The sequence below is a fragment of the Mesorhizobium sp. M0960 genome (assembly GCF_040319055.1).
Classification (GTDB): Bacteria; Pseudomonadota; Alphaproteobacteria; order Rhizobiales; family Rhizobiaceae; genus Mesorhizobium.
Map to the genome: position 1 here is coordinate 58,131 of NZ_JAMYNN010000010.1, position 21,363 is coordinate 79,493.

General features: G+C 63.5%; 25 protein-coding genes. 10 read left to right on the forward strand and 15 right to left on the reverse strand.

The features are described from left to right. Positions 1-26 precede the first annotated feature (26 nt). The gene (locus NKH63_RS18830; RefSeq protein WP_352483215.1) at positions 27-500 is read right to left on the reverse strand and encodes a VOC family protein; all 474 of its coding nucleotides are present in this window, start codon (positions 498-500) and stop codon (positions 27-29) included. On the opposite strand from NKH63_RS18830, the gene NKH63_RS18835 reads away from it, so the two are divergent. After that, on the forward strand, positions 493-744 hold the full coding sequence (locus tag NKH63_RS18835) for a hypothetical protein (protein WP_156948077.1): 252 nt from the start codon (positions 493-495) through the stop codon (positions 742-744). The two genes, NKH63_RS18830 and NKH63_RS18835, sit on opposite strands and share 8 nt — an antisense overlap. Before the next feature lie 41 nt (positions 745-785). Here the strand turns inward: NKH63_RS18835 and NKH63_RS18840 are convergent, their stop codons facing one another. Next, positions 786-2,831: an ABC transporter ATP-binding protein/permease gene (locus NKH63_RS18840; protein WP_352483128.1), complete on the reverse strand. Its 2,046-nt coding sequence runs from the start codon at positions 2,829-2,831 to the stop codon at positions 786-788. Between the two features lie 159 nt (positions 2,832-2,990). Between NKH63_RS18840 and NKH63_RS18845 the strand changes: the two genes are divergently transcribed. Further along, a complete protein-coding gene (locus tag NKH63_RS18845; RefSeq protein WP_352950948.1) occupies positions 2,991-3,314 on the forward strand; it encodes a GFA family protein in 324 nt (107 codons plus the stop codon). A gap of 58 nt (positions 3,315-3,372) precedes the next feature. Here NKH63_RS18845 and NKH63_RS18850 read toward each other — a convergent pair whose 3' ends face one another. From NKH63_RS18850 to NKH63_RS18860, 3 genes are read right to left on the reverse strand one after another with little or no spacing between them, the layout of a single operon-like run. Then, positions 3,373-3,783 carry an SRPBCC family protein gene (locus NKH63_RS18850; RefSeq protein ID WP_023719128.1) on the reverse strand — a complete coding sequence of 137 codons (411 nt, stop codon included), beginning with the start codon at positions 3,781-3,783 and terminating at the stop codon, positions 3,373-3,375. Positions 3,784-3,790: 7 nt separating this feature from the next. After that, on the reverse strand, positions 3,791-4,264 hold the full coding sequence (locus NKH63_RS18855; RefSeq protein ID WP_023719127.1) for a MarR family winged helix-turn-helix transcriptional regulator: 474 nt from the start codon (positions 4,262-4,264) through the stop codon (positions 3,791-3,793). Further along, positions 4,261-5,103: an N-acyl homoserine lactonase family protein gene (locus NKH63_RS18860; RefSeq protein WP_023719126.1), complete on the reverse strand. Its 843-nt coding sequence runs from the start codon at positions 5,101-5,103 to the stop codon at positions 4,261-4,263. Before NKH63_RS18860 ends, NKH63_RS18855 begins: the two co-directional genes overlap by 4 nt. A gap of 189 nt (positions 5,104-5,292) precedes the next feature. On the opposite strand from NKH63_RS18860, the gene NKH63_RS18865 reads away from it, so the two are divergent. Next, positions 5,293-5,583 carry a hypothetical protein gene (locus NKH63_RS18865; RefSeq protein ID WP_352483129.1) on the forward strand — a complete coding sequence of 97 codons (291 nt, stop codon included), beginning with the start codon at positions 5,293-5,295 and terminating at the stop codon, positions 5,581-5,583. 53 nt (positions 5,584-5,636) lie between these two features. Here NKH63_RS18865 and NKH63_RS18870 read toward each other — a convergent pair whose 3' ends face one another. Beyond that, entirely contained in the window at positions 5,637-5,930 is a 294-nt protein-coding gene (locus NKH63_RS18870) for a hypothetical protein (protein ID WP_023719124.1), read from the reverse strand. Between the two features lie 199 nt (positions 5,931-6,129). Between NKH63_RS18870 and arr the strand changes: the two genes are divergently transcribed. Next, positions 6,130-6,537 carry an NAD(+)--rifampin ADP-ribosyltransferase gene (gene arr, locus NKH63_RS18875; RefSeq protein WP_198030485.1) on the forward strand — a complete coding sequence of 136 codons (408 nt, stop codon included), beginning with the start codon at positions 6,130-6,132 and terminating at the stop codon, positions 6,535-6,537. Positions 6,538-6,646: 109 nt separating this feature from the next. On the opposite strand, the gene NKH63_RS18880 is transcribed toward arr, so the two are convergent. Together NKH63_RS18880 and NKH63_RS18885 are read right to left on the reverse strand one after the other, a co-directional pair. Beyond that, entirely contained in the window at positions 6,647-7,957 is a 1,311-nt protein-coding gene (locus NKH63_RS18880) for a hemolysin family protein (RefSeq protein WP_023719122.1), read from the reverse strand. 190 nt (positions 7,958-8,147) lie between these two features. Continuing rightward, on the reverse strand, positions 8,148-9,062 hold the full coding sequence (locus tag NKH63_RS18885; RefSeq protein ID WP_352483131.1) for a LysR family transcriptional regulator: 915 nt from the start codon (positions 9,060-9,062) through the stop codon (positions 8,148-8,150). Positions 9,063-9,188: 126 nt separating this feature from the next. Here NKH63_RS18885 and NKH63_RS18890 point away from each other — a divergent pair, with 126 nt between their 5' ends. Then, entirely contained in the window at positions 9,189-10,208 is a 1,020-nt protein-coding gene (locus NKH63_RS18890; RefSeq protein WP_352483132.1) for a zinc-dependent alcohol dehydrogenase family protein, read from the forward strand. Between the two features lie 47 nt (positions 10,209-10,255). On the opposite strand, the gene NKH63_RS18895 is transcribed toward NKH63_RS18890, so the two are convergent. Further along, positions 10,256-10,963 (reverse strand): LssY C-terminal domain-containing protein, encoded by a 708-nt coding sequence (locus NKH63_RS18895; RefSeq protein ID WP_352483134.1) that lies wholly within the window; start codon positions 10,961-10,963, stop codon positions 10,256-10,258. A gap of 117 nt (positions 10,964-11,080) precedes the next feature. On the opposite strand from NKH63_RS18895, the gene NKH63_RS18900 reads away from it, so the two are divergent. Beyond that, complete coding sequence (locus NKH63_RS18900) at positions 11,081-11,800, forward strand: gamma-glutamylcyclotransferase (protein WP_352483135.1); 720 nt, start codon at positions 11,081-11,083, stop codon at positions 11,798-11,800. Positions 11,801-11,853: 53 nt separating this feature from the next. Here NKH63_RS18900 and NKH63_RS18905 read toward each other — a convergent pair whose 3' ends face one another. The 3 genes from NKH63_RS18905 to NKH63_RS18915 form a co-directional block, all read right to left on the reverse strand. Next, on the reverse strand, positions 11,854-12,708 hold the full coding sequence (locus NKH63_RS18905) for an extensin-like domain-containing protein (protein WP_352483136.1): 855 nt from the start codon (positions 12,706-12,708) through the stop codon (positions 11,854-11,856). 115 nt (positions 12,709-12,823) lie between these two features. Next, a complete protein-coding gene (locus NKH63_RS18910; protein ID WP_352483137.1) occupies positions 12,824-13,795 on the reverse strand; it encodes an extensin-like domain-containing protein in 972 nt (323 codons plus the stop codon). A 76-nt stretch (positions 13,796-13,871) separates the two neighbouring features. Next, on the reverse strand, positions 13,872-14,297 hold the full coding sequence (locus NKH63_RS18915) for a DUF3775 domain-containing protein (protein WP_023719115.1): 426 nt from the start codon (positions 14,295-14,297) through the stop codon (positions 13,872-13,874). 237 nt (positions 14,298-14,534) lie between these two features. Between NKH63_RS18915 and NKH63_RS18920 the strand changes: the two genes are divergently transcribed. Together NKH63_RS18920 and greA are read left to right on the forward strand one after the other, a co-directional pair. Beyond that, a complete protein-coding gene (locus tag NKH63_RS18920) occupies positions 14,535-15,092 on the forward strand; it encodes a tetratricopeptide repeat protein (protein ID WP_023719114.1) in 558 nt (185 codons plus the stop codon). A 327-nt stretch (positions 15,093-15,419) separates the two neighbouring features. Further along, positions 15,420-15,893 carry a transcription elongation factor GreA gene (gene greA, locus NKH63_RS18925; RefSeq protein WP_023719113.1) on the forward strand — a complete coding sequence of 158 codons (474 nt, stop codon included), beginning with the start codon at positions 15,420-15,422 and terminating at the stop codon, positions 15,891-15,893. A gap of 138 nt (positions 15,894-16,031) precedes the next feature. Here the strand turns inward: greA and waaC are convergent, their stop codons facing one another. Genes waaC through rfaD form a run of 3 tightly spaced genes read right to left on the reverse strand, consistent with a single transcriptional unit; the run spans position 16,032 to position 18,933 of the window. Then, on the reverse strand, positions 16,032-17,006 hold the full coding sequence (gene waaC, locus NKH63_RS18930) for a lipopolysaccharide heptosyltransferase I (RefSeq protein ID WP_352483138.1): 975 nt from the start codon (positions 17,004-17,006) through the stop codon (positions 16,032-16,034). Next, the gene (waaF, locus tag NKH63_RS18935; RefSeq protein WP_023719111.1) at positions 17,003-18,010 is read right to left on the reverse strand and encodes a lipopolysaccharide heptosyltransferase II; all 1,008 of its coding nucleotides are present in this window, start codon (positions 18,008-18,010) and stop codon (positions 17,003-17,005) included. Before waaF ends, waaC begins: the two co-directional genes overlap by 4 nt. Next, positions 17,983-18,933: an ADP-glyceromanno-heptose 6-epimerase gene (gene rfaD / locus NKH63_RS18940; protein ID WP_023719110.1), complete on the reverse strand. Its 951-nt coding sequence runs from the start codon at positions 18,931-18,933 to the stop codon at positions 17,983-17,985. Before rfaD ends, waaF begins: the two co-directional genes overlap by 28 nt. Positions 18,934-19,107: 174 nt before the next feature. On the opposite strand from rfaD, the gene NKH63_RS18945 reads away from it, so the two are divergent. Further along, positions 19,108-19,740 (forward strand): LysE family translocator, encoded by a 633-nt coding sequence (locus NKH63_RS18945; RefSeq protein ID WP_023719109.1) that lies wholly within the window; start codon positions 19,108-19,110, stop codon positions 19,738-19,740. 139 nt (positions 19,741-19,879) lie between these two features. Beyond that, positions 19,880-21,358: a D-glycero-beta-D-manno-heptose-7-phosphate kinase gene (rfaE1, locus tag NKH63_RS18950; RefSeq protein WP_031194062.1), complete on the forward strand. Its 1,479-nt coding sequence runs from the start codon at positions 19,880-19,882 to the stop codon at positions 21,356-21,358. Positions 21,359-21,363: the final 5 nt, after the last annotated feature.

Here is a 21,363-nt window from a genome sequence, read left to right on the forward strand (position 1 = left end):
TTCTGCTTCGGGTCACCCGAGCACTATCAGCCGCGCCGCGCTGCCTCGATCGCGGCAACGTCGATTTTCTTCATCTCCATCATCGCCTCGAATGCGCGCTTTGCTTCGTCGCCGCCGGCAGCCATCGCCTCGGTCAGAACGCGCGGCGTGATTTGCCAGGAGATGCCCCATTTGTCCTTGCACCAACCGCAGGCACTTTCCTGGCCGCCATTGCCGACGATGGCGTTCCAGTAGCGGTCGGTCTCCTGCTGATCGTCGGTGGCGATCTGGAAGGAGAAGGCTTCGTTGTGTTTGAACGCGGGACCGCCATTGAGGCCGAGGCAGGGGATGCCGGCGACCGTGAACTCGACCGTCAGCACGTCGCCCGCCTTGCCGGACGGGTAGTCGCTGGGAGCGCGGTGGACGGATTTCACCAAGCTGTCGGGGAAAGTCTCGGCATAGAAGCGGGCCGCAGCCTCGGCGTCCTTGTCATACCAAAGGCAGATCGTGTTCTTGGCGATTGTCATTGCTGGTCCCTTTGCTTTTGAATCAACCTGGGCTTTTGATCAACCTGGGCTTTTGGAAACAACCTGGGCTTTTGAAATCAACCCGGGCCTTGAAGTCAATCCGGGCTTTTGCACAGCCAGCCTCGGCGTTGCACTACGAAAATGGAATGCGCTCGTGCCATCTGACGTTCCGACAGCAACACCTGCACGGCATCAAGGTATCACGGCTGGCACTTTTAAGACCAGATGTGGGCAGTGACTCGAACGGGCGACGGTCCGCCGGGTCCCGACCGGTGGCCTTCACTTTTTTGTCTGGGGCAGCTTTGTCTGGGGCAGCGCCGCTTTGCTCAAGGGCGTGCTGGCTTTCGGTTGGGCGCCCCGGTGCCTCAGGAGGCGCACAAGCAAGTTCCGTCTGCCCTTGCGCGGGACGAGATCGATATCGCTGACAAGCTTTGCGCCGCCCTCGCGACGCTCCAACGTGATCTTGCGGCTATGAAAGGTTTCCAGCTCGGCGCGATGCGCTACGCTGATGATGGTGACCTTCGGCAATTCGCGAATGATCATCTCCATCATCTTGTCCTGGCTCTTCTCATCAAGTGCTGAGGTTGCTTCATCCAGCACTATGATATCGGGGCTGTGCAGCAGAAGACGCGCGAAGGCGAGCCGCTGCTTTTCGCCACCCGACAAGGTCTGGTCCCATGGCGCGTCCTCTTCGATCTTGGCGTTGAGATAATCGAGTCCCACCTTGTCGAGAGCCGCCTTGATCTTTTTCAGCGTCCAGTTGTCGGCGGCGCCTGGATAGGCGACTGCGCGGCGAAGCGTCCCGGTGGGGATGTAAGGCCGTTGCGGCAACATGAACAACCGTCTGTCGGCGTGGATGTTGACGCTGCCGCTACCCCACGGCCACAGGCCTGCGACGGCCCGCACCAGCGTGCTCTTGCCTGAGCCGGATTCGCCGGCAACGAGCACCCGCTCGGCTGGTTTGATCACGACCTCGGTTTCCTTGACCACGGCGGTACCGTCGTCGAGCGACACGGAGAGATTGTTCAGCCCAAGCATCGCATCGCCTTCGGTTTCGCCGCGCTTAATGCGTCCAAGGGTGTTGCTCTGTTCCGCCCGCTCGAGCCCGTCGAGCGACATCATCAGCGAGGCGATGCGCCGTGCACAGGCATTCCAATCAGCGAGACGGGGGTAGTTGTCGACCAGCCATCCGAACGCGCCCTGCACGATGGCAAAGGCCGAGGCAGCCTGCATTACCTGTCCAAGTGTCATGCTGCCTTCGAGAAACTTTGGAGCGCAAAGCAGAACCGGCACGACCGGCGCAAACAGGCTCGACCCCTGCGACACCAGCGCTGTGCGCATGTGCTGGCCTGCAAGGAGCGCCCACTGCCTGAGCACATGGGCGAATGTCTTGTCCATGCCGCTGCGCTCCTCCTCCTCGCCGCCGAGCAATGCGATACTCTCGCCGTTTTCCCGCACGCGCGTCAGCGTGTAGCGGAACTCAGCTTCCGCCTGGTTTTTTTCCTCGGAGAGGTGGACGAAATGGCGGCCGATGACCGCCATCGAGGTGGACGTGATTGCGGCATAGATTACCGCGGTGACGACCAGGAAGCCGGGAATGGTGACGGTCGAACCTGCAATCGGCAGGGTCAAGGCGCCGCCGATCGTCCACAGCACCACGATGAAGGTCGAGGCCGACAGAAATGCGACGATGACACCGGCAATGAAATCGACGGGCGATTCTGTGGCAATCCGCAAATCCTCGGCGATGCGGGCTTCGGGATTGCTGTGGTCGCCGCCGACGAGGTTCAGCTGATAGTAGCGGCCACTTGCGAGCCAACGCGCGATGACTGCGGTGGTGAGCCAGGAGCGCCAGCGGCGCTGTATCGTCATACGAAAGAAGACTTGTGCCACCACAAGGCTTGTGCTTCCGAGCACGAGCGGCACGAAAACGGCGCTCAGCCGATATACGGTATGGGCGTTGCGTTGCTCAATGGCGTCGAAAATTGCGCGATTCCAGACATTGATCCCATACTGGAAGCCGACATTGGTGACGATCAGGACCAACAGCCCGATCGTGCATGGCCAAGCGAGCCTATCGCCAATGCTGCCCCAGTAACCGCGCGCGCTGATCCAGAAACGCTTCAGCAGGTACCTCTTGCGCGCCTGCTCAGCCTCTTCGGGTGTCAGCTCCGGATCGGGTTCGATGAAATCCGGCGGCGGCGCGGCCTCGCCGACGACCTCGGACGCGGCTTCGACAGTCGAGTGTTTCTCGTGGCGCGACCTCTCGGCATCGCGCAATTGGGCGGCGTCAACCGATTTCGGCTTGAATCTAGCCTCGGGCATCCGGCGATAACGGCTTAAAAATCAGAAGGTTTCATAGCGTCCGCTTGAGATGGTCAGCTGCCAACAGCGCCTGGGTTTCGCTCATGATTGCCGGCTGCCCTAGCGGCCTCGCTCCTGCATCGGCTCCTGTGACCGCGACGCAGCTCCGCCGGCAGGCGCATCGCGTGCAGTTGCCTGGAGTGTCAGCGATGCACCGGGACGGCGTTTTCGTACCGGGCCATCTACGCCGACGCGGCCCTCGTCGGACAGAAAGGGGAGACCAGATTCTGGCGCAGAACCTGGTCGTCGGGACAATGGTTGGAGCAGACATTCTGCACCATTTGCGGATCGGTCGTTTTCATGCGGGCAGAAGGATTGAAGGATGCGCTGTCGGTCTCGGTCGGCTGTCTGGAGGACCCGCATTTTCCGGCCCCGGCAACGCTCCACTGGCCTGACAGGAAACATAAATGGCTTTGTTTGGAAGGCTTGCCCAAGGTCGCTTGAGGAGCGAAATGGCGATGCGTGCAGACGCTGGCACAGAGTTGCAACAGAACTTCAGGGATCACTCTGCTGGACGAGCAGTCTCGACAATTCGCTTCAGGCTCTCAAGATTTATTCGCATGCCGCGTTCGAAGAAGCTGGACGCGAGCGGCGCGAGAAGCGCCATCGGCCCGGGAAGCCCTTTTCCGGTAATCGAACCCTCGAGGTGGAGATGCGTTCTGTGGCCTGTCGGCGCCAGCCGAAAGCGGTAGGTGAATGGCGTCGGCCCGCTCAAGCTGGACAAAGTCAGCAGTGCATCGACTTCGAACTCGGTGACCTCCACGATGTTTTCGAGGACCCGCCCGACCGGGCCGGCCGTGAGCTTGGCTACGGACTGCACAGCCGAGTACCAGGCCGGAGCCGCTTCAATATCCTCGATATGACGGAAGACGGTCTGGGCAGGCCTGTCGATCTCGATTGATATGTCGAACATTTGTGACTTATTCCTTCGGGAGATCGGATGATGGCCCATCGCGCCGGGCGATTGCGTTGCCGGCGGCTGTTCCGGCGACCAGAACTCGCAGCAGCCCGACGGCGGTTGTGACCTCGTTCGGCGTGAGCCGCTGGCCCAGCCATCCGTAAAGCCGGGATTCGACCTGCCGGATTTCGGCGGCGAGCCGGTGCCCCTCCTGTGTCAGTTCGAGCTCCACCTGCCGGCGATCGTCGGAGTTTTCCCGCCTGACGACGAGCGCCCGCTCGACCAGCGTGCTTACCAGCCGGCTGGGACTGCCGGTCTCGCAGACCAGCAGCTTGCCAACAGCATTGAGCGACATTGGTCCGCCGGCCTTCAGGCAGCTGATGACTTCAGCCTGGGAAGGGGTGACGCCAAGCGGCGAGAGCAAGTCGGTAAGCAGCCTGTTGCCTTCGCGCTGGGCGCCGAGAATGAGGAATCGCAGCTCCTCTTCTGGTTTCATGCCGCCGCTCCCAGTTCGACCGGGGCGGTCACCAGCTGACGCGTCGCCAGCCGCACGGCGCTCTCCGGATCATGGGTCGGCAGATAGATCGTCGGCTGCTGCTCGGCGAGCTGCCGGACGGCTCGCAGGGTGGCGGCGGCAATTTTTGTATCGGGTCCCACGCCGTCCACCTTGCCGGCAAGCATCAGTGCCTGGTTGTAAGACGTGTCGCCGGCGAGAAAGAGCGTTGCGTCGCCATCCTCCACCAGCACCGAAAGATGACCGGCAGTGTGACCAGGAGTTGCGATCGCCACGACGTCGCCCGCTTTGGTCAAGCGCTTGCTCGCCGCAAATTGGCCGAACGGTCCATCGTCGAGCTCGAGCCGTATGGGGTTGAACCAGTCGGGCCAGCGCTGCGGCAGGTAGCCGCGGAGCATTCCCATGAAACCCGACGCCGTGTCGATCTCACTGGGGGCGGCGAGTATCTCGCTATGGGGAAAATGCACCAGGCCCGCATCGTGGTCCATGTGCAGATGCGTGAGCACCACCCGTTTGACGTCGCGCGGCCCGATACCCAGGCCACGCAGCTGCGGCCCGATCTCTTCTTCCGGCTCGATACGAAAGTGCACTTCCCAGCGAAAGAACGGATGCAGCGAGCGTCCGTGCCCGTTCAGCAGATGCGCCGCCTGTCCAGTGTCGACTACAATGACGCCTTCGTCATGCTCGATGGCCCAGGCGAAGGTCGGCAACCAGCCGGACCAGTTCCTGTCGGCAAAGATGCTGGCAAGCCCATGACCGCGTCCTTCGATCTGGGCCGTCTTGATGCGGACCGACCCGGTCCGGATGGCATGTACTTTCATTTTTTCCTCTCCATTAGATGATATGTCATCGTATGACACGTCATATATTTAGGAGTCAATAGGACGGAGGAGAAAAGATCAGCGCGATGGCGATCGCGAGCATCTGCCGCTCAGCCCGATCGCGCAGGCGCTGAATTCCGGAACAAGGGTGCGATTTTGCCGTTGAGCCAGAAACTGGAAGCGACCCGCATGTCCGAATTGCCGAATGAAGAGATCGAAGGGCGGCTGAACGCCCAGCGCGAGACTTTGGCGCTGGTCGTCGCACTGCTTGCCAACAAGGATACGGCACCCGAGCGAATATGGGCCGAACTGGAGGCCCGTTTTCAGCTTCAGAACAGTCAGGAGGACCCCGGCGTCCTGCCAAGCAGCGCATTCGCCATCGAGGCTGCGAAGATGCGGGAGTTCAAGCTGATCGCCGAAGAGGCGCGGGCGCGCACTGCGGAATGGAACGGCAGGGACAAGCCACAGGGCGCCAGCTGAAGCCCCGGCGAGTGGTTGCAGGACCGGCTATTTTGCGAGGGGCCGAGCAGGCGTCAGCTTTGCCCTAGAAGTGCACGCGCCAACTCTTCCCATTCCTCGTCAAGCGTTGAGGTCGACGGCGCGGCATTGCTGCGGCGATACCAATATTCGGCATTCGACTGGTCGCCTTCCTTGCGGTGGAGATAGGCATGCACGTGCATGCCCGCCGTATCGTCGCGCTGCTGCGCGCATTCGTGCGCCTTAGCCCAATCGCCCTTTGCATCCCACCACAGCGCCTGCAGGGCAGGGCTCAAGCCGGCTGGCGGCTGTGGTTTTGCAATCGAATCCCTGAAGATTTGCAGATCCATTTTTCCACCCTAGCAACGTACAGGGCGCCGATAATACCTGCACCGGCAGCCGACCGATAGCGTGCATCGGGCGGGACAACCGGAATGGGTGTCGGGAGCCGATAACCGCACGGCCAGATGCTTGATTTGGTGACGTGCATGAAATAGTGCGCACCACGGCACCATGATGCCTGAGACAGCGAGGATGGGTAGCGAGCCGATGACAGCCCCCGACAACGCACGCCAATTCTACCACGGCACCCGGGTCGACCTTAAACCGGGAGACCTGATAGAAGCCGGCTACAGCTCCAATTACGGTGCGAGAAAGCAGGCAGCCTGGGTCTATCTGACCGGCACTCTGGATGCGGCCATCTGGGGTGCCGAGCTGGCCGCTGGTGACGGGCGGGAAAGGATCTACATCGTGGAGCCAACCGGCCCGATCATGGACGACCCCAATCTTACGGACAAGAAATTTCCCGGCAATCCGACGCAGTCCTATCGCTCCCGCGAGCCGCTCAGGATCACGGGCGAGGTCGCCAAGTGGCAGGGCCACTCCCCGGAGCGGCTGAAAGAGATGAAGGACCATATCGAACGGCTGAAGGCGCAAGGCATCGAGGCGATCGATTGAACGCTAAGTCCTGCAATTGCCAGGCCTGGCTCTGACCTACGGTCGGCGGCAGTCGCCGCGAAACACGGCTCGCCGTCCGCAATGGGTCAGGACCCAACCGCACCGCCTCCTATCGCACGACCTCGCGGTGGGCGCCGGGCAGTCGGGTGGCGATGAGCTTGTCGATGCGGCGGCCGTCGAGGTCGACGACCTCGAAGCGCCAGCCTTGCGCGTCGACGCATTCGCCGGTCGCCGGCAGATGGTGCATATGCGACAGCACATAGCCGGCGACGGTTTCGTAGTCGCGGTTCTCGGGCAGATCGATGCGGAGAACCTCCGCCATCTCGTCGGCCTGCATGTAGCCGGCGAGCAGCCATGAGCCGTCCTCGCGCTTGACGGCGTTTTCCTCGTCGCCGGCATCGAGGTCCGAGCGGAAGACGCCGGTGATCGCTTCCAGTATGTCGGCCGGGGTGACGATGCCTTCGAAATGGCCGTATTCGTCGTGCACCAGCGCCATCGGCACGTCGGATTCCTTCAGCGTCGCAAGCACATCCAGCGCGTCGGCCTGGTCATGCACGATCGGGGCGGTGCGCACGTGCCGGCGCGGGTCCAGGGCGCGGCCGCCCAGCATCGCGGCCAGCACGTCGCGGGTCTGGACGACACCAATCATGGCATCGACGCCGCCGTCGCCGGCCGGCAGGCGCGAATGCTGGGTATCCATCAGCAGCTTCCTGATGGCGGCCTCGTCAGCTTGCAAATTGATCCAGTCGACCTCGGTGCGCGGCGTCATCACCGCGCGCACGGCACGGTCGCCGAGCCGCATGACGCCCGCGATCATGCGGCGTTCGTCGGATTCGATGGTGCCGTGGTGCTCGGCCTCGGCGACCAGCATCTTGATCTCCTCGTCGGTGACCTTCTCCTCGCTCTGGCCGCGCTGGCCAAGCAGCCACAGGAGGGCACGGCCGGAAAAGTCGAGCAGGAAGACCAGCGGCGCCGAGAAGCTGGCGAGGATGGTCATTGCCGGAGCGACCCTGACGGCGACCCGTTCGGGGTCGCGCAAGGCGATCTGCTTGGGCACCAGTTCGCCGATGATCAGCGAGCCATAGGTGATCAGGGCAACGACGATGCCGACGCCGAGCGGGTCGGCGAGGCTTTCGCGGATACCGGCCGACGCCAGGAAGGTGGCCAACCGCTCGCCAAGCGTGGCGCCGGAAAAGGCGCCGGACAAGACGCCGACCAAAGTGATGCCGATCTGCACCGAGGACAGGAATTTTCCCGGATTGGCGCCGAGCGCCAGAGCCCGGCCGGCGCCCTTGACGTTGCGGTCGATCATCGCCTTGAGCCGCGCCGGCCGCGACGAGACGATGGCGAGCTCGGACATCGACAGAAGGCCGTTCACACAGATGAGGACGACCACGATGGCTATTTCAGCATAAAGCATGCCGGGTCCATAGCATTGCCACGCGGTTTTCGAAAATAGGACGGTCGCGATTTTTCAGGGCAATCGCTTCAGACAGAAAAGATAATGCCCAATTCGTGTTGGAGGTTATCAATTGTCGAAGTCGGCGCCGCCCTGGCAGCGCAAACCTTAAGCAATGGCCCTTTGTCTTTTCAACTAGCCGGCGGAGCAATCAAGCGGCATCCCAGGGCGGCGCGGAAAAATGCTCGATCAGGGTGTCGACGACGACGCGCACCTTTGGCGCGAGGTTGCGTGTTACCGGCCAGATGGCATGCACCACGGTATTTTCGACAAGACAGTCCGACAGAACCATTTCGAGCTCACCGCGCCTGATGCTGTCGGCCGTCAGCCATGTCGGCAGAAAGACGATGCCGCAGCCGGCCAGTACCGCATCGAGCATCGGTTCGCCGTGGCCGAGCACCAGCCGCGCCTTGGGCGCGAATTTTTCGAGACGCCCGTCGGCATGCCTGACGGTCCAGGGATGGACAGCGCCGTCGCGGCCGTAGCCGATGAGGCTGTGCCTGGCGAGATCCTCGATCGATTGCGGCCTGCCATGGGCATCGAGATAGGCGGGGGCGGCGACGATGCCCGAACGCTGGGCATAGATGCGGCGCGCGGCGATCGAAAGGCTGTCGTCGAGATCGCCCATGCGCACCGCCAGGTCGATGCCTTCCTCGATCAGGTCGACGCGCCGGTCGTTGAACGAGATTTCCATCGTCAGATCCAGGAATTTTTTGGAAATGTCGAACAGCACCGGGGCGACGCATCGCCGGCCGAAAGCCAGAGGCAGGTCGACGCGCAGCCGCCCGGAAGGCACCTGCTTGCGGGAAGCGAGCAGTGACTGGGCGGCTTCGATCTCGGCCAGCGCCCTGACGCAGGCTTCATAGTAGCTCACGCCCTCGCTGGTTGGGCTGAGGCTACGGGTGGTACGGTTGAGCAGGCGAACGCCCAATCGCTGTTCCAGCTGTGCGATCGACTTGCCGACCGCCGATTTCGTGACATGCAGCCGGACAGCGGCGCCGGTGAAGCTGCCAGCCTCCACCGTATGAACGAATGCGACGATGCCCTGCAGATTGGCCGTTTCCAATGAAGCGCTCCTATTGTAGAGTTTCGCTCATTAATCTGTTGCGAAACATGCCACATCGAAGCGCTTTTCTCCATAGTGAAACGGCGTAAATGTCCGCGCAGCCATCAACCGCGGAGCGCGAACCAAATGAGCACCGAAAACAAATCCTGGCAGATGAACGGTTTCGGCCTGTCCAGGCTGAAGCCGGCTGAGGGAAAGCTGCCCGAACCCGGGCCGCATGACCTGCTGGTGCGCGTCACAGCGGTATCGCTGAATTACAAGGACAGGATGATCGTCGATGGCGTGCTGATACCCGACCTCAGCTTTCCGTTCGTGCCGACATCGGATGCGGTAGGCGAAGTGGTCGCTACCGGCGGCAAAGTCAGCCGCTTCGGCATCGGGCAGCGCGTGCTCGGCCAGGTCATCGCCGACTGGCCGGACGGCGACGCGCCGCCCGTGCTGCACAAGCATACGCTGGGTTCGTCACTGCCCGGCACGCTGTCCGAGCATGTGCTGTTTCATGAGGATGCCGCCGTGGCGGCGCCGCCGTCGCTCAGCGACATCGAGGCATCGACGCTGCCGATCGCGGCGCTGACGGCCTGGTTCGCGCTGGTCGAGGCGGCCAAGCCGATCCCGGGCGAAACCGTTCTCATCCAGGGCACTGGCGGCGTGTCGCTGTTTGCGCTGCAATTTGCCGCCGCCTTAGGCCTGCGCGCCATCGTCACCTCGAGCTGCGACGAGAAGCTCGAGCGGGCGAAGGCGCTCGGCGCCTGGAAGGGAATCAATTATCGCAGCCAGCCGGCATGGGACGAGGCGGCGCGCAAGCTGACAAACGGCGCCGGCGTCAGGCATGTGCTGGAAATGGTCGGCGGCGACAATGCGCGGCGCTCGCTCAATGCGCTGGGCGCCGACGGCAGGCTGTCGCTCATCGGCCTTCTCGGCAGCATGGAGCTTAGTTTCCCGATCATTCCGTTCCTGCGCAACCGGATCGTCGTACAGGGCATATCGATCGGCCATCGCCGCGCTTTCGAGCGGATGAACCAGGCGATCGAGACGCTTGCGATCAAGCCGGTGATCGACAAGGTGTTTGGCTTCGACGAGGTGCCGCAGGCATTTGAGCGATTGGAGACGGGACCGTTCGGCAAGATCGTGATCGCCGTGCCCTGAACCCCGTCGGCACGAAAATGGCTGTCAGACGGGAAGGCTGATGGCGCCTACGGCAGTTGCAGCAGCACGCCGACAATGGCCTTGCCGTCGGTGAAATAGGGATCGCCTTCGCCGTTGCGCCCGGCCTTTGTGGCGCCGACGCCTGGTATCTGGCTGGTCGAGATCAGCATGCCGGCAGCGGCGAGGTCGCGCATCAACCCGTCGCGCTCGGCGTCGATGTCGGGGCCGATGTGATGGGTGATCGCGCCGGTATCGTGGCTGAGGCCGACGCCGCGGTCGAAGCTTGCCGAGCCAAGCCAAAGCGGCCGGCCGTCGTCGCCGGTCGCATCGGTCTGCCAGAAACGGACGTGGTGGCGCCGGTCGGCGCTGTCGCCGACCGGCTTTTCGAAGGCGAGGTCCTGGGCGCGGCCTTCGAACAGCAGCCGGCTGACCGGCGCATCGGGATAGGGGCGGTTAAACAGCACGCTTTCGCCGATCTCGATCGCGGTCTTCAGCGTGATCGCGTCTGCCGTATCCCAGCCGGCGACGGCAAAAGCATGGACAAGCTCCTTCCTGGTGCCGACAAGGCCGACATTGATCGGATCGCCCAGAATGCCTTGCGGCGTGTGCGTCACCATCTCGAATTGCCGGCTGCGAAAATTGCGGTCCCGCAACGTCCAGAACTCAGGCGCGGCGAAATAGGCGAGCGAAAGATAAGCGGCACAGCATGCCACCAGCCAGGTCGTTGCACGTCGTCGAAGGCTTCGTTGGCTCATGCATTGGCGCTCGAATTGGCAGGCCCGTCAGGCCGTCGAAATCCTTGGCAAGCGGCGCGCAGCCGGTCTATCGTAGCATGAAATGGCGTAGAACCGGCTAGCACGAATGAGGGCGTGATGAAGGGCAAACCGGCGCGCGGCACTGCCATGGCGTTGACCGCCGACCTTGTCGCGCTGGTCGAACGTGTCGAGCCCGACCCCGGCCCCGAGCCCGGGACGACAGAGCACACCGACGCGGAGTTCGATGGTCTTGTCGAGCAACTGCTGCTGAAATACCGGCCCGAAATGCTCTGGGTCTTTGCCTACGGCTCGCTGATCTGGAATCCCGAATTCGACTATGTCGAGCAGCGCCCGGCCACGGCGCCAGGGTGGCACCGCTCGTTCTGCATGAAGCTGACCCGCTGGCGGGGAACCCGTGATGTTCCGGCCTTGATGCTGGCTTTGGACCGTGGCGGCAGCTGCAAAGGCGTTGTCTACAGACTTCCGGCAGAAGATCATTTCGGGCAACTCGGTCGGCTGATGCGACGGGAGATCGACGCCAACCCGCCTACCAACGTGCCGCGCTGGATCTGGGTCGAGACCAGCGATGGTCCGCTACGCGCCTTGGCATTCGTCGCGGCGCCCGACGGCAAGGCTTATGCCGGGCGGCTGCCGCTCGATCAGGTGGCACAGACATTGGCGCGCGCAGCCGGACATTGGGGTTCGTCCGCCCAGTATCTGTTCCGCACCGTCAGCATGCTCGAGGAAAGCGGAATCCGCGACAGAAACTTGTGGCACGTCCAGGGTCTGGTCGCGCAGCACATCAAGGCTTCCACCGGCGGCACGCAACGCAGCTGATCCGGACGCTCTCGCGAAATACTTGTTCCAATTTCATCTGAAAACCGGAACGGTCAGCGGCAGGCGCGGTAGCCGTTCTTGCGGTTCTTGATGTCGAAATGGAAATGGTTGCGGTGATCGTAATTGTAGCCGGGGCCGAGCACGGTGGTGAAGTACTGGCAGCCGTCGGCGCGCACATTGTTGAGGAAGCCGCGTGTGCGGAAGGCGAACAGGCCGGGCTTGCGGACGTCGATGTCGTCGCCATTGTTGAGCTCGATGCTCATCACGTCGAGCGCATTCCCCTTGCCGTGTTCCGACAAAACACCTTCGCCGGCAATCCTGCGGCAGGAATAGCTCGAGCCCTGGTGGATGGTCCTGACGCCTGAAAAATAGCGCCAGCGGGCCGACGGGACGAGTTCGTTCCTGGTCCAGCCGGCAAAGGTGGCGGCCATGTCGCAGGTCAGCGTCGCGGCCGGCTTCATCTCGACGCTGCCGATGGCCGAGACCTTGACCGGATAGTCGATGCCGCACTGGCCTTCGTGGATCGGCGCAACGTCGGTGTAGATGACGCCGAGGCGCTTCAGTTCCTTGCGGCAATCGATCTCTGCGGCCGGCATCTGTTCGGCCGGCGACATCGGGTTGTCCAAGCGCGGATAGGCGGCCGTCAAATAGGGGTTGGACGGGACGAGGCGCTGCATGCCGGAATATTCCGGACCGGAATCTTGGGGGCCGGAATCTTGCGGGTCGGAATTGGGCGGAACGGCAGCGGTCTGGCTGCCGACATCGACGGCCGGCTGCAGCGACAATACGCTGCCGGTGTTGCAGGCGGAGATCGCCGCAATGGCAAGCATGGCGGCAAGCCTGCCGGCCATGCGCGCGCGTCCTGTGTGCCGCGCAGCGGCAAGCGCAGCGCCAAATAGCCCGGCCATCGGAAGGGTCCCTGTCCCTGGATGGCACAGACTCTAAACCTGAAGTGTAAAGGAAAAATCAGCGGCGCCGTTCACGCCTGCGGCCAAATTGCGGCGCCACTGTCGGCGCCCGGCGTCATTGGCAAAACGTGCCGCCATTGCGGCGCGGTTCGAGGTCGAAGTGGAGATGCAGGGAATGATCGGCGTCGCTGCCCGGGCCAAGCACGGTCTTGAACGGCCCGCAGGCGGCCTTGCGCACTGCATCCAGGAATTCCGCGTCCTTCTGCGGCGGCGTTGGACCGACATCGATCTCTTTCCCGTCGGAAAGCGTGAAGCTGGCGATGTCGAGGGCGTTGCCGAAGGCGTGCTCCGACAGTTTGCCGCCGGCGTGGCGCGGCCGGCAGACGAAGGCGGAGGCCTGGCCGATCGATTTGATATCCGTGCCGAACTCGGCCTTTGCGGCAGGCTGGATGACCGAAGCAGCAAAGCGGGCGGCCGCTTCCGCCATCTGGCAATTGAGCTCGGTTTCGGGACCGATGGCGATGGATTTGCCGAGCGTTTTCAGCACGACCGGGTAAGGGATCGAGCAACCGACCGCCGTATCATGCTCGGGCTTGCGCTCCTCGAAATCGACGCCCATCGACTTCAGCCGCCTGCGGCAGGCCAATTCTTCGGCCGGCATTTCCTTCCCGGCAATGGCGGCCGAGCGAGGATCTGGAAGGATTTCTTGCTCCGTCTTTTTGTCTGCCTCGGCCGGGTTTGGTGGCGCGGCCGGTGGGCTTGCCGGCGGCTCAGCCTGCGCCGGCTTTTCAGGAGGCTGTGGTGCAATCGCCGGCGGCTCCGGCTGCTGGGTCTTGGGCTGGCCATTTTGGGGCTGCCCGTTTTGCGGCTGCTCGTTTTGGGGCGGCTCAGCCTCCGGGGCATCCGCCGGGCGCGGTTCGGGGACCGGGATGTCGGCTGGCGACGGCGGAGTGGCTTCCTGGTTGAACTGCGGAACCGGTGCAGTTTGCGGCAGTTCGGGCGCCTTGGCCAGAGCGGGTCCCGTCAGCGACGTAGCCGTAACGGCCAGGAGCAATCTACCCAATCTGAAAAAGCCAAACGCCGCCATTACTTCGCAACGGCCAGAATGCAGGGAAGTTGCCTTGGGCGAGGGGGGCCGGCGATCACAATCGGTAACCGCGCAGTCACGCGCCGATCGCTTCCAGGCCCTCCTCGAGCCAGTCCGCCAGCAGCGGCATGCCGAGCAGGTACTTTGCCGTGCGCTTGTTGGCGCGCTCGCGGGCGGCGGTCAGCGCGTCCGTCCATTCCGTCGCGTCATAGTCGCCGCGGCCGACCCAGGCCAACGCAATCAGTTCGGCCGCTTCGTCGACATTGAGGTCGTCGATCAGTTCGCGCAGTTCCTCCTCGGTGAGATTTTCGGAGCTTTCCTCGGCAAGGCCGTCGTGATGGTGGTTGTCGTGCGCGTTGCCGTCGAGCTCTACCTCGTGCTCGGCGCCGTCGGCATAGTCTTCGTTGACGGCGGCGCTGAGCGCCTTCGCCTTCAGGATGAACAGGCGCACGGTGTCGGGACCGATCGAAAGCTCCCAGTCTCGTTCAACGCGTTGCTGCACCGGCCGTCTCCCTGCTTCGTGCTCGGTCGGCCCGATGATAGCGGATTTGCAGCGCTCGTCACGTTCTCTTGCGCGTCGGCGTTGATCGTGAACCATGATTTCCGATGCCCTCTGTTCCAGGGATAAGATGGCCTTGCTGGGAGAGATCGCGGTTTTGAGATAGAATGGCATTTTCCGGGGACGAAACGGCTTCGGCCCGGCGTTAGTGTTGCATTGTCAGGTTCTAAGGAGAGTTCGATGCGCAGACGATTGCTGATTTGTGCCATGGCCATGGCCGCCCTGCCGCTGATTGCGGCTCCGGCGTTTTCGGCTGGTGAAGGCGGGGGAGGTGGTGGCGGCGGCGGCGGCAATGGCGGCGGCGGCCAGAGCCAGTGCAAGAAGGGGGAGGCCTGGGACAAGAAGCAGAAGAAATGTGTCTCGCCGAAGCAAGGTATGCTGGACGACGACAGCATCTATGATGCCGGTCGCGCGCTGGCGATGGATGGACGCTATGACGAGGCGATCGCCGTGCTCAGCCTCGCCGCCAACAAGCAGGACCCGCGCATCCTCAACTATCTCGGCTATTCGCACCGCCATTCCGGCCGCATTACCGTCGGCCTCGGCTATTACGAGGAAGCGCTGCGCATCGACCCCAATTACACGCTGGTGCGCGAATATCTCGGCGAGGCGCACCTGCAGATCGGCGATCTTGCCGGCGCCCAGGAACAGCTCCGCGAAATCGAGAAGCGCACGGGCAAGGGATCTCGCGAATACGGCATGCTGTCGGAGCAGATCGATCATTTCATGAGGAGCTGATCCTCCGGAACGCTCGTCATAACCGGCTGTGAGCGATCGCAGCCGGTTTTTTGCTGTGCTGCGCACGTTTGGCACAACCGGGATCTGGCATCACGGTACACGCGATACGATCTTGGAACCCCGCTTTACGTTGGGTCAGCCGCGCAATCGGTCGATGATTTTTCAAAAACCGACTTTTTGGACGTGAAAAACCCGCGAAGATTGCTATATCTTGCGAAATTGTGGTGAGACGGTTCCGTTAGCCCGAGGCTGCCGGACCGTTTTCTTTTTGTACCATCGACAAGGTCGCTCCCGATTGCGGGGGCGGCGGCAGGAAAGGTCAGGCATATGAACAAGGTCCCGATGACAGGCGAGGGGTTCGCGTCATTGAAGGAAGAACTGCGCTGGCGCCAGCAACAGGAGCGGCCGCGTATCATCGAGGCGATCTCCGAAGCGCGCTCGCATGGCGACCTCTCCGAAAATGCCGAATATCACGCGGCAAAAGAGGCGCAGAGCCTCAATGAGGGCCGGGTCAACGAACTCGAGGATCTGATCGCGCGGGCCGAGGTGATCGACGTCACCAAGCTCAGCGGCGACAAGGTCAAGTTCGGCGCCACCGTGGTGCTGGTCGACGAGGATACCGAGGAGAAAAAGACCTACCAGATCGTCGGCGACCAGGAGGCTGACGTGAAGTCCGGCCGCATCTCGATCTCCTCGCCGATCGCGCGTGCCCTGATCGGCAAGGAAGTCGGCGACGCCATCGAGGTCAACGCACCGGGCGGCGCCAGGGGCTACGAGATCGTCCAGGTGCAGTTCATCTAGGACCTTTTGATAATTCTACTCTGGCGGCCGACTAGCGCGGTTTTCTGCGCTTCCGGTGCTCACGTACTTTAAGTACGCTCCGCTCGGGTTCTCGAAAACCACGCTATTCGACTCGCCAGAGCGAGTTCTGAAAAGGTCCTATGCAGCGCCTTGTAATTTAAGCGCCAGCAATCTCTCGGCTTCCGCCATCACCTCCGGCGGCGTGATGCTGCGGCCGGGTCTGGCAAGCAGCGTCGATGAGAACGGGCCGCGCGGGCCGGTCAGGCCGGGCTCGGTGGCGAGGAATACCGCCACCGTCGGCAGGCCGAAGGCGCTGGCGAGATGGGTCAGGCCGGTGTCGGCGCCGATCACCAGCGCTGAGCCGCCGATGACAGCGGCGATCTCGGCAAGCGGCGACCTGGGAACCACCACGGTTTGCGAAACGGCGCCGGCGATCGCCTCGGCAACTGCCTTTTCCCGGTCGTTCGACCAGGTGGTGACCGGCGTCATCCCCTTATCCACCAGCAGGCGGGCGGTTTCGATCCAGTCCGCGACCGGCCATTTCTTGTCCTCGCGGCTGGTGCCGTGCAGCAGGAAGGCGGTCTTTTCGCCGACAAAAGTCGATCTTCCGGCTGGCGGCACGATGCCGGAGTCAAGCCGGGAAAAATCCGGCTCGTAGCCGAGCGCCAGCCCGAACAGCCGTCTCGTGCGCTCGATGGCATGCAGGTCGCGCGGCACGGCGTAGCGATGGCCATAAAACAGGCTCGCCGAAGGCTCGCGGGCGCTCGAGCGGTCGAACCCGGCGATCGGTCCTGCCGCCAGCCGCGCCACCAGCGCCGATTTCAACAAGCCTTGCGCATCGAGAACGAGGTCGTAGCGGCAATCGCGCAAGGCGCGGCACAAGCCGACCACTTCCCGCCATGTGCCGGGCTCGAGCAGCTTCCTGCGCCAGCGCCGGATCGCCACGCTGTGGATGGTTTGGATGGCGGGATGCAGCGCCACGATGCCGGCAAAGGCCTCTTCCACGCACCAGTCGAACGACAGGCCGGGCCGGGCGCGGCGCGCATCCTCGATCGCGGGAAAGGTGTGGATGACGTCGCCCATCGACGACGTCTTGACGATCAGCACCTTCATGCGGCGGCCGGCATTTCCAGCAGCCGCTCCGCCGCCACCACGACGCGTTCGACGTCCAGCGTCTTCAGGCAGTTGAGATGACCGAGTGGGCAGGTCTTCCTGTGGCACGGCGAACAGGACAGGCCGAGCCAGACCAGTTCGCGACGCTCTGCGAGCGGCGGCGTGTTCTGCGGCGAGGTCGAGCCGTAGACGGCGACAACCGGCGTGCCGACCGCGGCGGCGACATGCATCAGCCCGCTGTCGTTGGAGACGGCGAGCCTCGCCGCGGCGATCAGGTCGATGGCATCCTCCAGCCGCGTCTGGCCGGCGAGATCGACGGCGCCCGGCGCAAGCGCGGCGATTTCAGCCGTCACCTCGGCGTCGTTCTTCGATCCGAACAGCGCCACGCCAAACCCCTTCGCCATCATCTCGCGGGCGAGGCCGGCATAGTGTTCGCTCGGCCAGCGCTTGGCCGGGCCGAATTCGGCGCCGGGCATAAGTGCCACGAATTTCCTCGCCGTCAGCCCGAAACGGCCGAGCAGTGCCGCCTGGTTATCCTGATCGACGGCAAGCTTGGGAGCCCGGAAGCCGCCGCCCTGGGCAAGGCCGAAATAGGCCTGCGCGGTGCGCCGTTTCAGGCGATCGGGCAAGGGCACGATGTCGGTCAGCAGCCCATAGCGCATTTCCTTGAGATGGCCGACGCGGCGCGGAATGCCGGCAAAGAACGGGATCAGCGCCGACTTCCAGCTGCCCGGCAGGATATAGGCCATGTCGTAGCGGCCGCGCAGCAGGCGGCCGAAGCGCCTGCGGACGCGGAATTCGAACGCGCCGGATTTCAGCGGCAGATCGATCTGCTGGCGTATTTCGGGCATGCGCTTGACCAGGGGGGCTGCCCAGGCCGGCGCCAGCACGTCGATGGCGGCGCTCGGATGAAGCTCCCTCAGCGCCTGGAACAGGCACTGCGCCATCACCATGTCGCCCACCCAGCGTGGGCCGATCACGAGGATCGTTGGGCTTTCAGCCATTCGACATAGTCTCTGACGCCGGTTTCCACTGTGCGGAACTGGCCATTGTAACCGGCTGCGCGCAAGCGGGACATATCAGCTTGCGTAAAGCTCTGGTAGCTGCCCTTGAGGTGGTCGGGAAATTCGATGAATTCGATCTGGCCTTGGCCGAGCGTATCGATCACCGTTTCGGCAATGGCGCGGAACGGCTGGGCCTTGCCGGTGCCGCAGTTGAAGATGCCGCTCGAGCCGCGTTTCCACAGCCACAGATTGACGTCGGCGACGTCGCCGACATGGATGAAATCGCGGCTCTGCTCGCCGGGCCCGAAACCGTCATAGGCGCCGAACAGCTTGGGGTTTTCGCCGCGTTCGACCTGGTTGAACAAATGGAAGGCGACCGAGGCCATGGCGCCTTTATGCGCCTCGCGCGGTCCGTAGACGTTGAAATAACGCAGGCCCGCCACCGGCGAATGGTCGGTATCGAACACGGTGCGGCGGACATAGTCGTCGAACAGCTTTTTCGAATAGGCATAGACGTTGAGCGGCCGTTCGTATTGCGGATCCTCGCGGAACTCGGCGCTGCCGCCATAGACCGAAGCGGACGAGGCATAGAGGAAGGGTACGCGCAGGGCCAGGCAGGCGTGCAGCAAGTGCTTCGAATAGGTGTAGTTGACGTCCATCATGAACTTGCCGTTCCATTCGGTGGTGGTCGAGCAGGCACCCTGGTGGAAGACGGCCTCGATGCGGCCGAGGTCCCCGGCTTCCATCCGCGCCAGGAAATCGTCCTTGTCGAGATAATCGGCGATCTCGAGATCGGCGAGATTGGCGATCTTGTGGCCGTCGGTGAGGTCGTCGACGACGAGGATGTCGCTGAAACCGTCGGCGTTGAGCGCGGCGACGATGTTGGAACCGATCATGCCGGCGCCGCCCGTGACGATGATCATGAAAGCCTCTGGTACCTTGTGTCGGTTGTAGCCTTGTGGGATTCTGGCCTTATAGGGGAGCCGGGCCGGGCTGTCGACAAAGCAGGTGGCGGGCGGCAGGATGAGCGTCATAGTGGCGCCGCAAAGGTCTCGTTTCGGTCGGCCTGCCGGCCGACCGGCGACAGGAGCAAGGTAATGCCGTCAACCGAACTGCTTGTCGCCTTTTTCGCCACCACGGCGATCTTCGCCTATATCCCCGGTCCGGCGATGCTCTATGCCGCCGCGCAAACCATGGCGCGCGGCCGCTGGTCCGGCCTGATGGCGGCGCTCGGCATCCATCTCGGCGGCTATGTCCATGTCTTCGCCGCCGCTGTCGGCCTGTCGGTGCTTTTCCATGCCGTGCCGGTGCTTTACATGGCGGTCAAGCTGGTCGGTGCACTGTATCTGATCTGGCTCGGTGTTTCGCTGTTTCGCGCCAAGGCCCAAGGCGATGCGGTTTTGCCGGGAATTCAGCCGAAATCCGCCCGCCGCGCCTTTTTCGAGAGCGTTGCCGTCGAGGTGCTCAATCCCAAGACGGCGATTTTCTTCATGGCGTTCCTGCCGCAATTCATCGATGCCTCGGCAGGGTTTCCGGTCTGGCTGCAGTTCGTCGTGCTTGGAACGATCGTCAATTTGATGTTCTCGTCGGCCGACATTGTTTGCGTGATGCTGGCCGGCGCGGTGACCGCCAGGCTGCGGCGCTCGAGCCGGGCGCAACGACTGATGCGGCGCGCCGGCGGTGCGGTGCTCGTCGGGCTGGGCGTGCATGTCGCGTTGCAGAAAAGCTGACGCACCGTCGCGCTGCCGCGATCGGTCGAAGGCCTGCCGTTGCGTTGGCTGGAATTGCGGTATATCGGCATCGCCATGAACGGCCGGCCCTGCCAATCGAATTTCCCTGTCACTGAAATCGGCTCTCCCGCGCGTTGACATGATCAAGCTGCCTTCACCCGAACCTCTTCACCGCGCCATCTCGCGCTTCGGCAGCGCCACCGTGCTGGTGGTCGGCGATTTCATCCTCGACCGTTTCGTCAATGGCGTAATCGAGCGCATTTCGCCGGAAGCGCCGATCCCCGTGCTGCACGGGCGCGGCGAAACGCTGGCGATGGGTGGCGCCGGCAATGTCGTCGCCAATATCGTTTCGCTCGGCGCCGCCGCCATACCGGTCTCAGTGATCGGTGCTGACGAGGCCGGCAAGAACCTCATGCGCATGCTCGACGAGTTTGGCGTCGACACCGGCGGGCTGGCGCAGGATGCCGATCGCATGACGTCGTCGAAAAGCCGCTTCAGCGCGCTCAACCAGCAGGTGCTGCGTTTCGACGAAGAGGAAATCAAGCCGCTGGGCGATGCCGAGCGGGCGATGATGGTCGGGCATTTCCGCGACGCGCTGGCGCGCGCCGACATCGTCATCCTGTCCGACTATGGCAAGGGCGTGCTGCTCGACGGCGTCGCCGGCGAGCTGATCTCGATCTGTCGGGAAGCGGGCAAGCCGGTGCTGGTCGATCCGAAGGGCAGCGACTATGCGCGTTATGCCGGCGCGACGGCAATCACGCCCAACCGTAAGGAGCTCGGCGAGGCGGTCGGCCGCGCGGTGTTCGCCGACGACGAGATCGAGGCGGCGGCGCGCCAGCTGATTGCGGCGCACGGTTTCGATTTCGTCGTCGCGACGCGCAGCGAAAAGGGCATGAGCGTCATCGGTGCGGACGACGCCCGGCATATCGCCACGCAGGCGCGCGAAGTGTTCGACGTTTCAGGCGCCGGCGACACGGTGATCGCGACGTTTGCACTGGCGCTTGCTGCAGGGGCGGATCGCGTCATGGCCGGATCGATCGCCAACGCCGCCGGCGGCGTTGTCGTCGGCAAGCGCGGCACGGCGCGGCTGACGATCGAGGAACTCACCGGCGCGCTGTTTCGCTCGCATGGTCCGGTTGCCCACAAGGATGCCATCCTCGATGCCGCCGCCGCCGCGCGGCTGGTGGCGGGCTGGAAGGACGAGGGCTTGAGCGTGGGCTTCACCAATGGCTGTTTCGATATCCTGCATGCCGGCCATGTCAGTCTGTTGCACGCGGCGCGCAGCCTGTGCGACCGGCTGGTGCTCGGCCTCAACAGCGATGCCTCGGTGCGCCGGCTGAAAGGGCCGGGGCGCCCGGTCAACGACCAGCATGACCGGGCCTGCGTGCTGGCAGCACTTGCCTCCGTCGACGCCGTCGTCATCTTCGAGGAGGATACGCCGCTTTCGCTGATCGAGGCGCTGAGCCCCGACATACTGGTCAAGGGCGCCGACTATACGGTCGATCAGGTGGTTGGCGCCGATGTCGTGCAGAAGGCCGGCGGGCGCGTCGTGCTGGTCGACCTCGTCGCCGGCAAGAGCACCACCGGCACCATTGGCAGATTACGCGCCGGAAACTGAGGATT

Bases quoted from the DNA above. Each gene is read 5' to 3' on its own strand.
- NKH63_RS18840 (WP_352483128.1), bottom strand. From the start codon at position 2,831: ATGCCCGAGGCTAGATTCAAGCCGAAATCGGTTGACGCCGCCCAATTG.
- NKH63_RS18865 (WP_352483129.1), top strand. From the start codon at position 5,293: ATGTCCGAATTGCCGAATGAAGAGATCGAAGGGCGGCTGAACGCCCAG.
- NKH63_RS18860 (WP_023719126.1), bottom strand. From the start codon at position 5,103: ATGAAAGTACATGCCATCCGGACCGGGTCGGTCCGCATCAAGACGGCC.
- NKH63_RS18910 (WP_352483137.1), bottom strand. From the start codon at position 13,795: ATGGCGGCGTTTGGCTTTTTCAGATTGGGTAGATTGCTCCTGGCCGTT.
- rfaE1 (WP_031194062.1), top strand. From the start codon at position 19,880: ATGATCAAGCTGCCTTCACCCGAACCTCTTCACCGCGCCATCTCGCGC.
- NKH63_RS18850 (WP_023719128.1), bottom strand. From the start codon at position 3,783: ATGTTCGACATATCAATCGAGATCGACAGGCCTGCCCAGACCGTCTTC.
- greA (WP_023719113.1), top strand. From the start codon at position 15,420: ATGAACAAGGTCCCGATGACAGGCGAGGGGTTCGCGTCATTGAAGGAA.
- NKH63_RS18870 (WP_023719124.1), bottom strand. From the start codon at position 5,930: ATGGATCTGCAAATCTTCAGGGATTCGATTGCAAAACCACAGCCGCCA.
- NKH63_RS18855 (WP_023719127.1), bottom strand. From the start codon at position 4,264: ATGAAACCAGAAGAGGAGCTGCGATTCCTCATTCTCGGCGCCCAGCGC.
- rfaD (WP_023719110.1), bottom strand. From the start codon at position 18,933: ATGATCATCGTCACGGGCGGCGCCGGCATGATCGGTTCCAACATCGTC.
- NKH63_RS18920 (WP_023719114.1), top strand. From the start codon at position 14,535: ATGCGCAGACGATTGCTGATTTGTGCCATGGCCATGGCCGCCCTGCCG.
- NKH63_RS18945 (WP_023719109.1), top strand. From the start codon at position 19,108: ATGCCGTCAACCGAACTGCTTGTCGCCTTTTTCGCCACCACGGCGATC.
- waaF (WP_023719111.1), bottom strand. From the start codon at position 18,010: ATGGCTGAAAGCCCAACGATCCTCGTGATCGGCCCACGCTGGGTGGGC.
- arr (WP_198030485.1), top strand. From the start codon at position 6,130: ATGACAGCCCCCGACAACGCACGCCAATTCTACCACGGCACCCGGGTC.
- NKH63_RS18890 (WP_352483132.1), top strand. From the start codon at position 9,189: ATGAGCACCGAAAACAAATCCTGGCAGATGAACGGTTTCGGCCTGTCC.
- NKH63_RS18900 (WP_352483135.1), top strand. From the start codon at position 11,081: ATGAAGGGCAAACCGGCGCGCGGCACTGCCATGGCGTTGACCGCCGAC.
- NKH63_RS18880 (WP_023719122.1), bottom strand. From the start codon at position 7,957: ATGCTTTATGCTGAAATAGCCATCGTGGTCGTCCTCATCTGTGTGAAC.
- NKH63_RS18895 (WP_352483134.1), bottom strand. From the start codon at position 10,963: ATGAGCCAACGAAGCCTTCGACGACGTGCAACGACCTGGCTGGTGGCA.
- NKH63_RS18905 (WP_352483136.1), bottom strand. From the start codon at position 12,708: ATGGCCGGGCTATTTGGCGCTGCGCTTGCCGCTGCGCGGCACACAGGA.
- waaC (WP_352483138.1), bottom strand. From the start codon at position 17,006: ATGAAGGTGCTGATCGTCAAGACGTCGTCGATGGGCGACGTCATCCAC.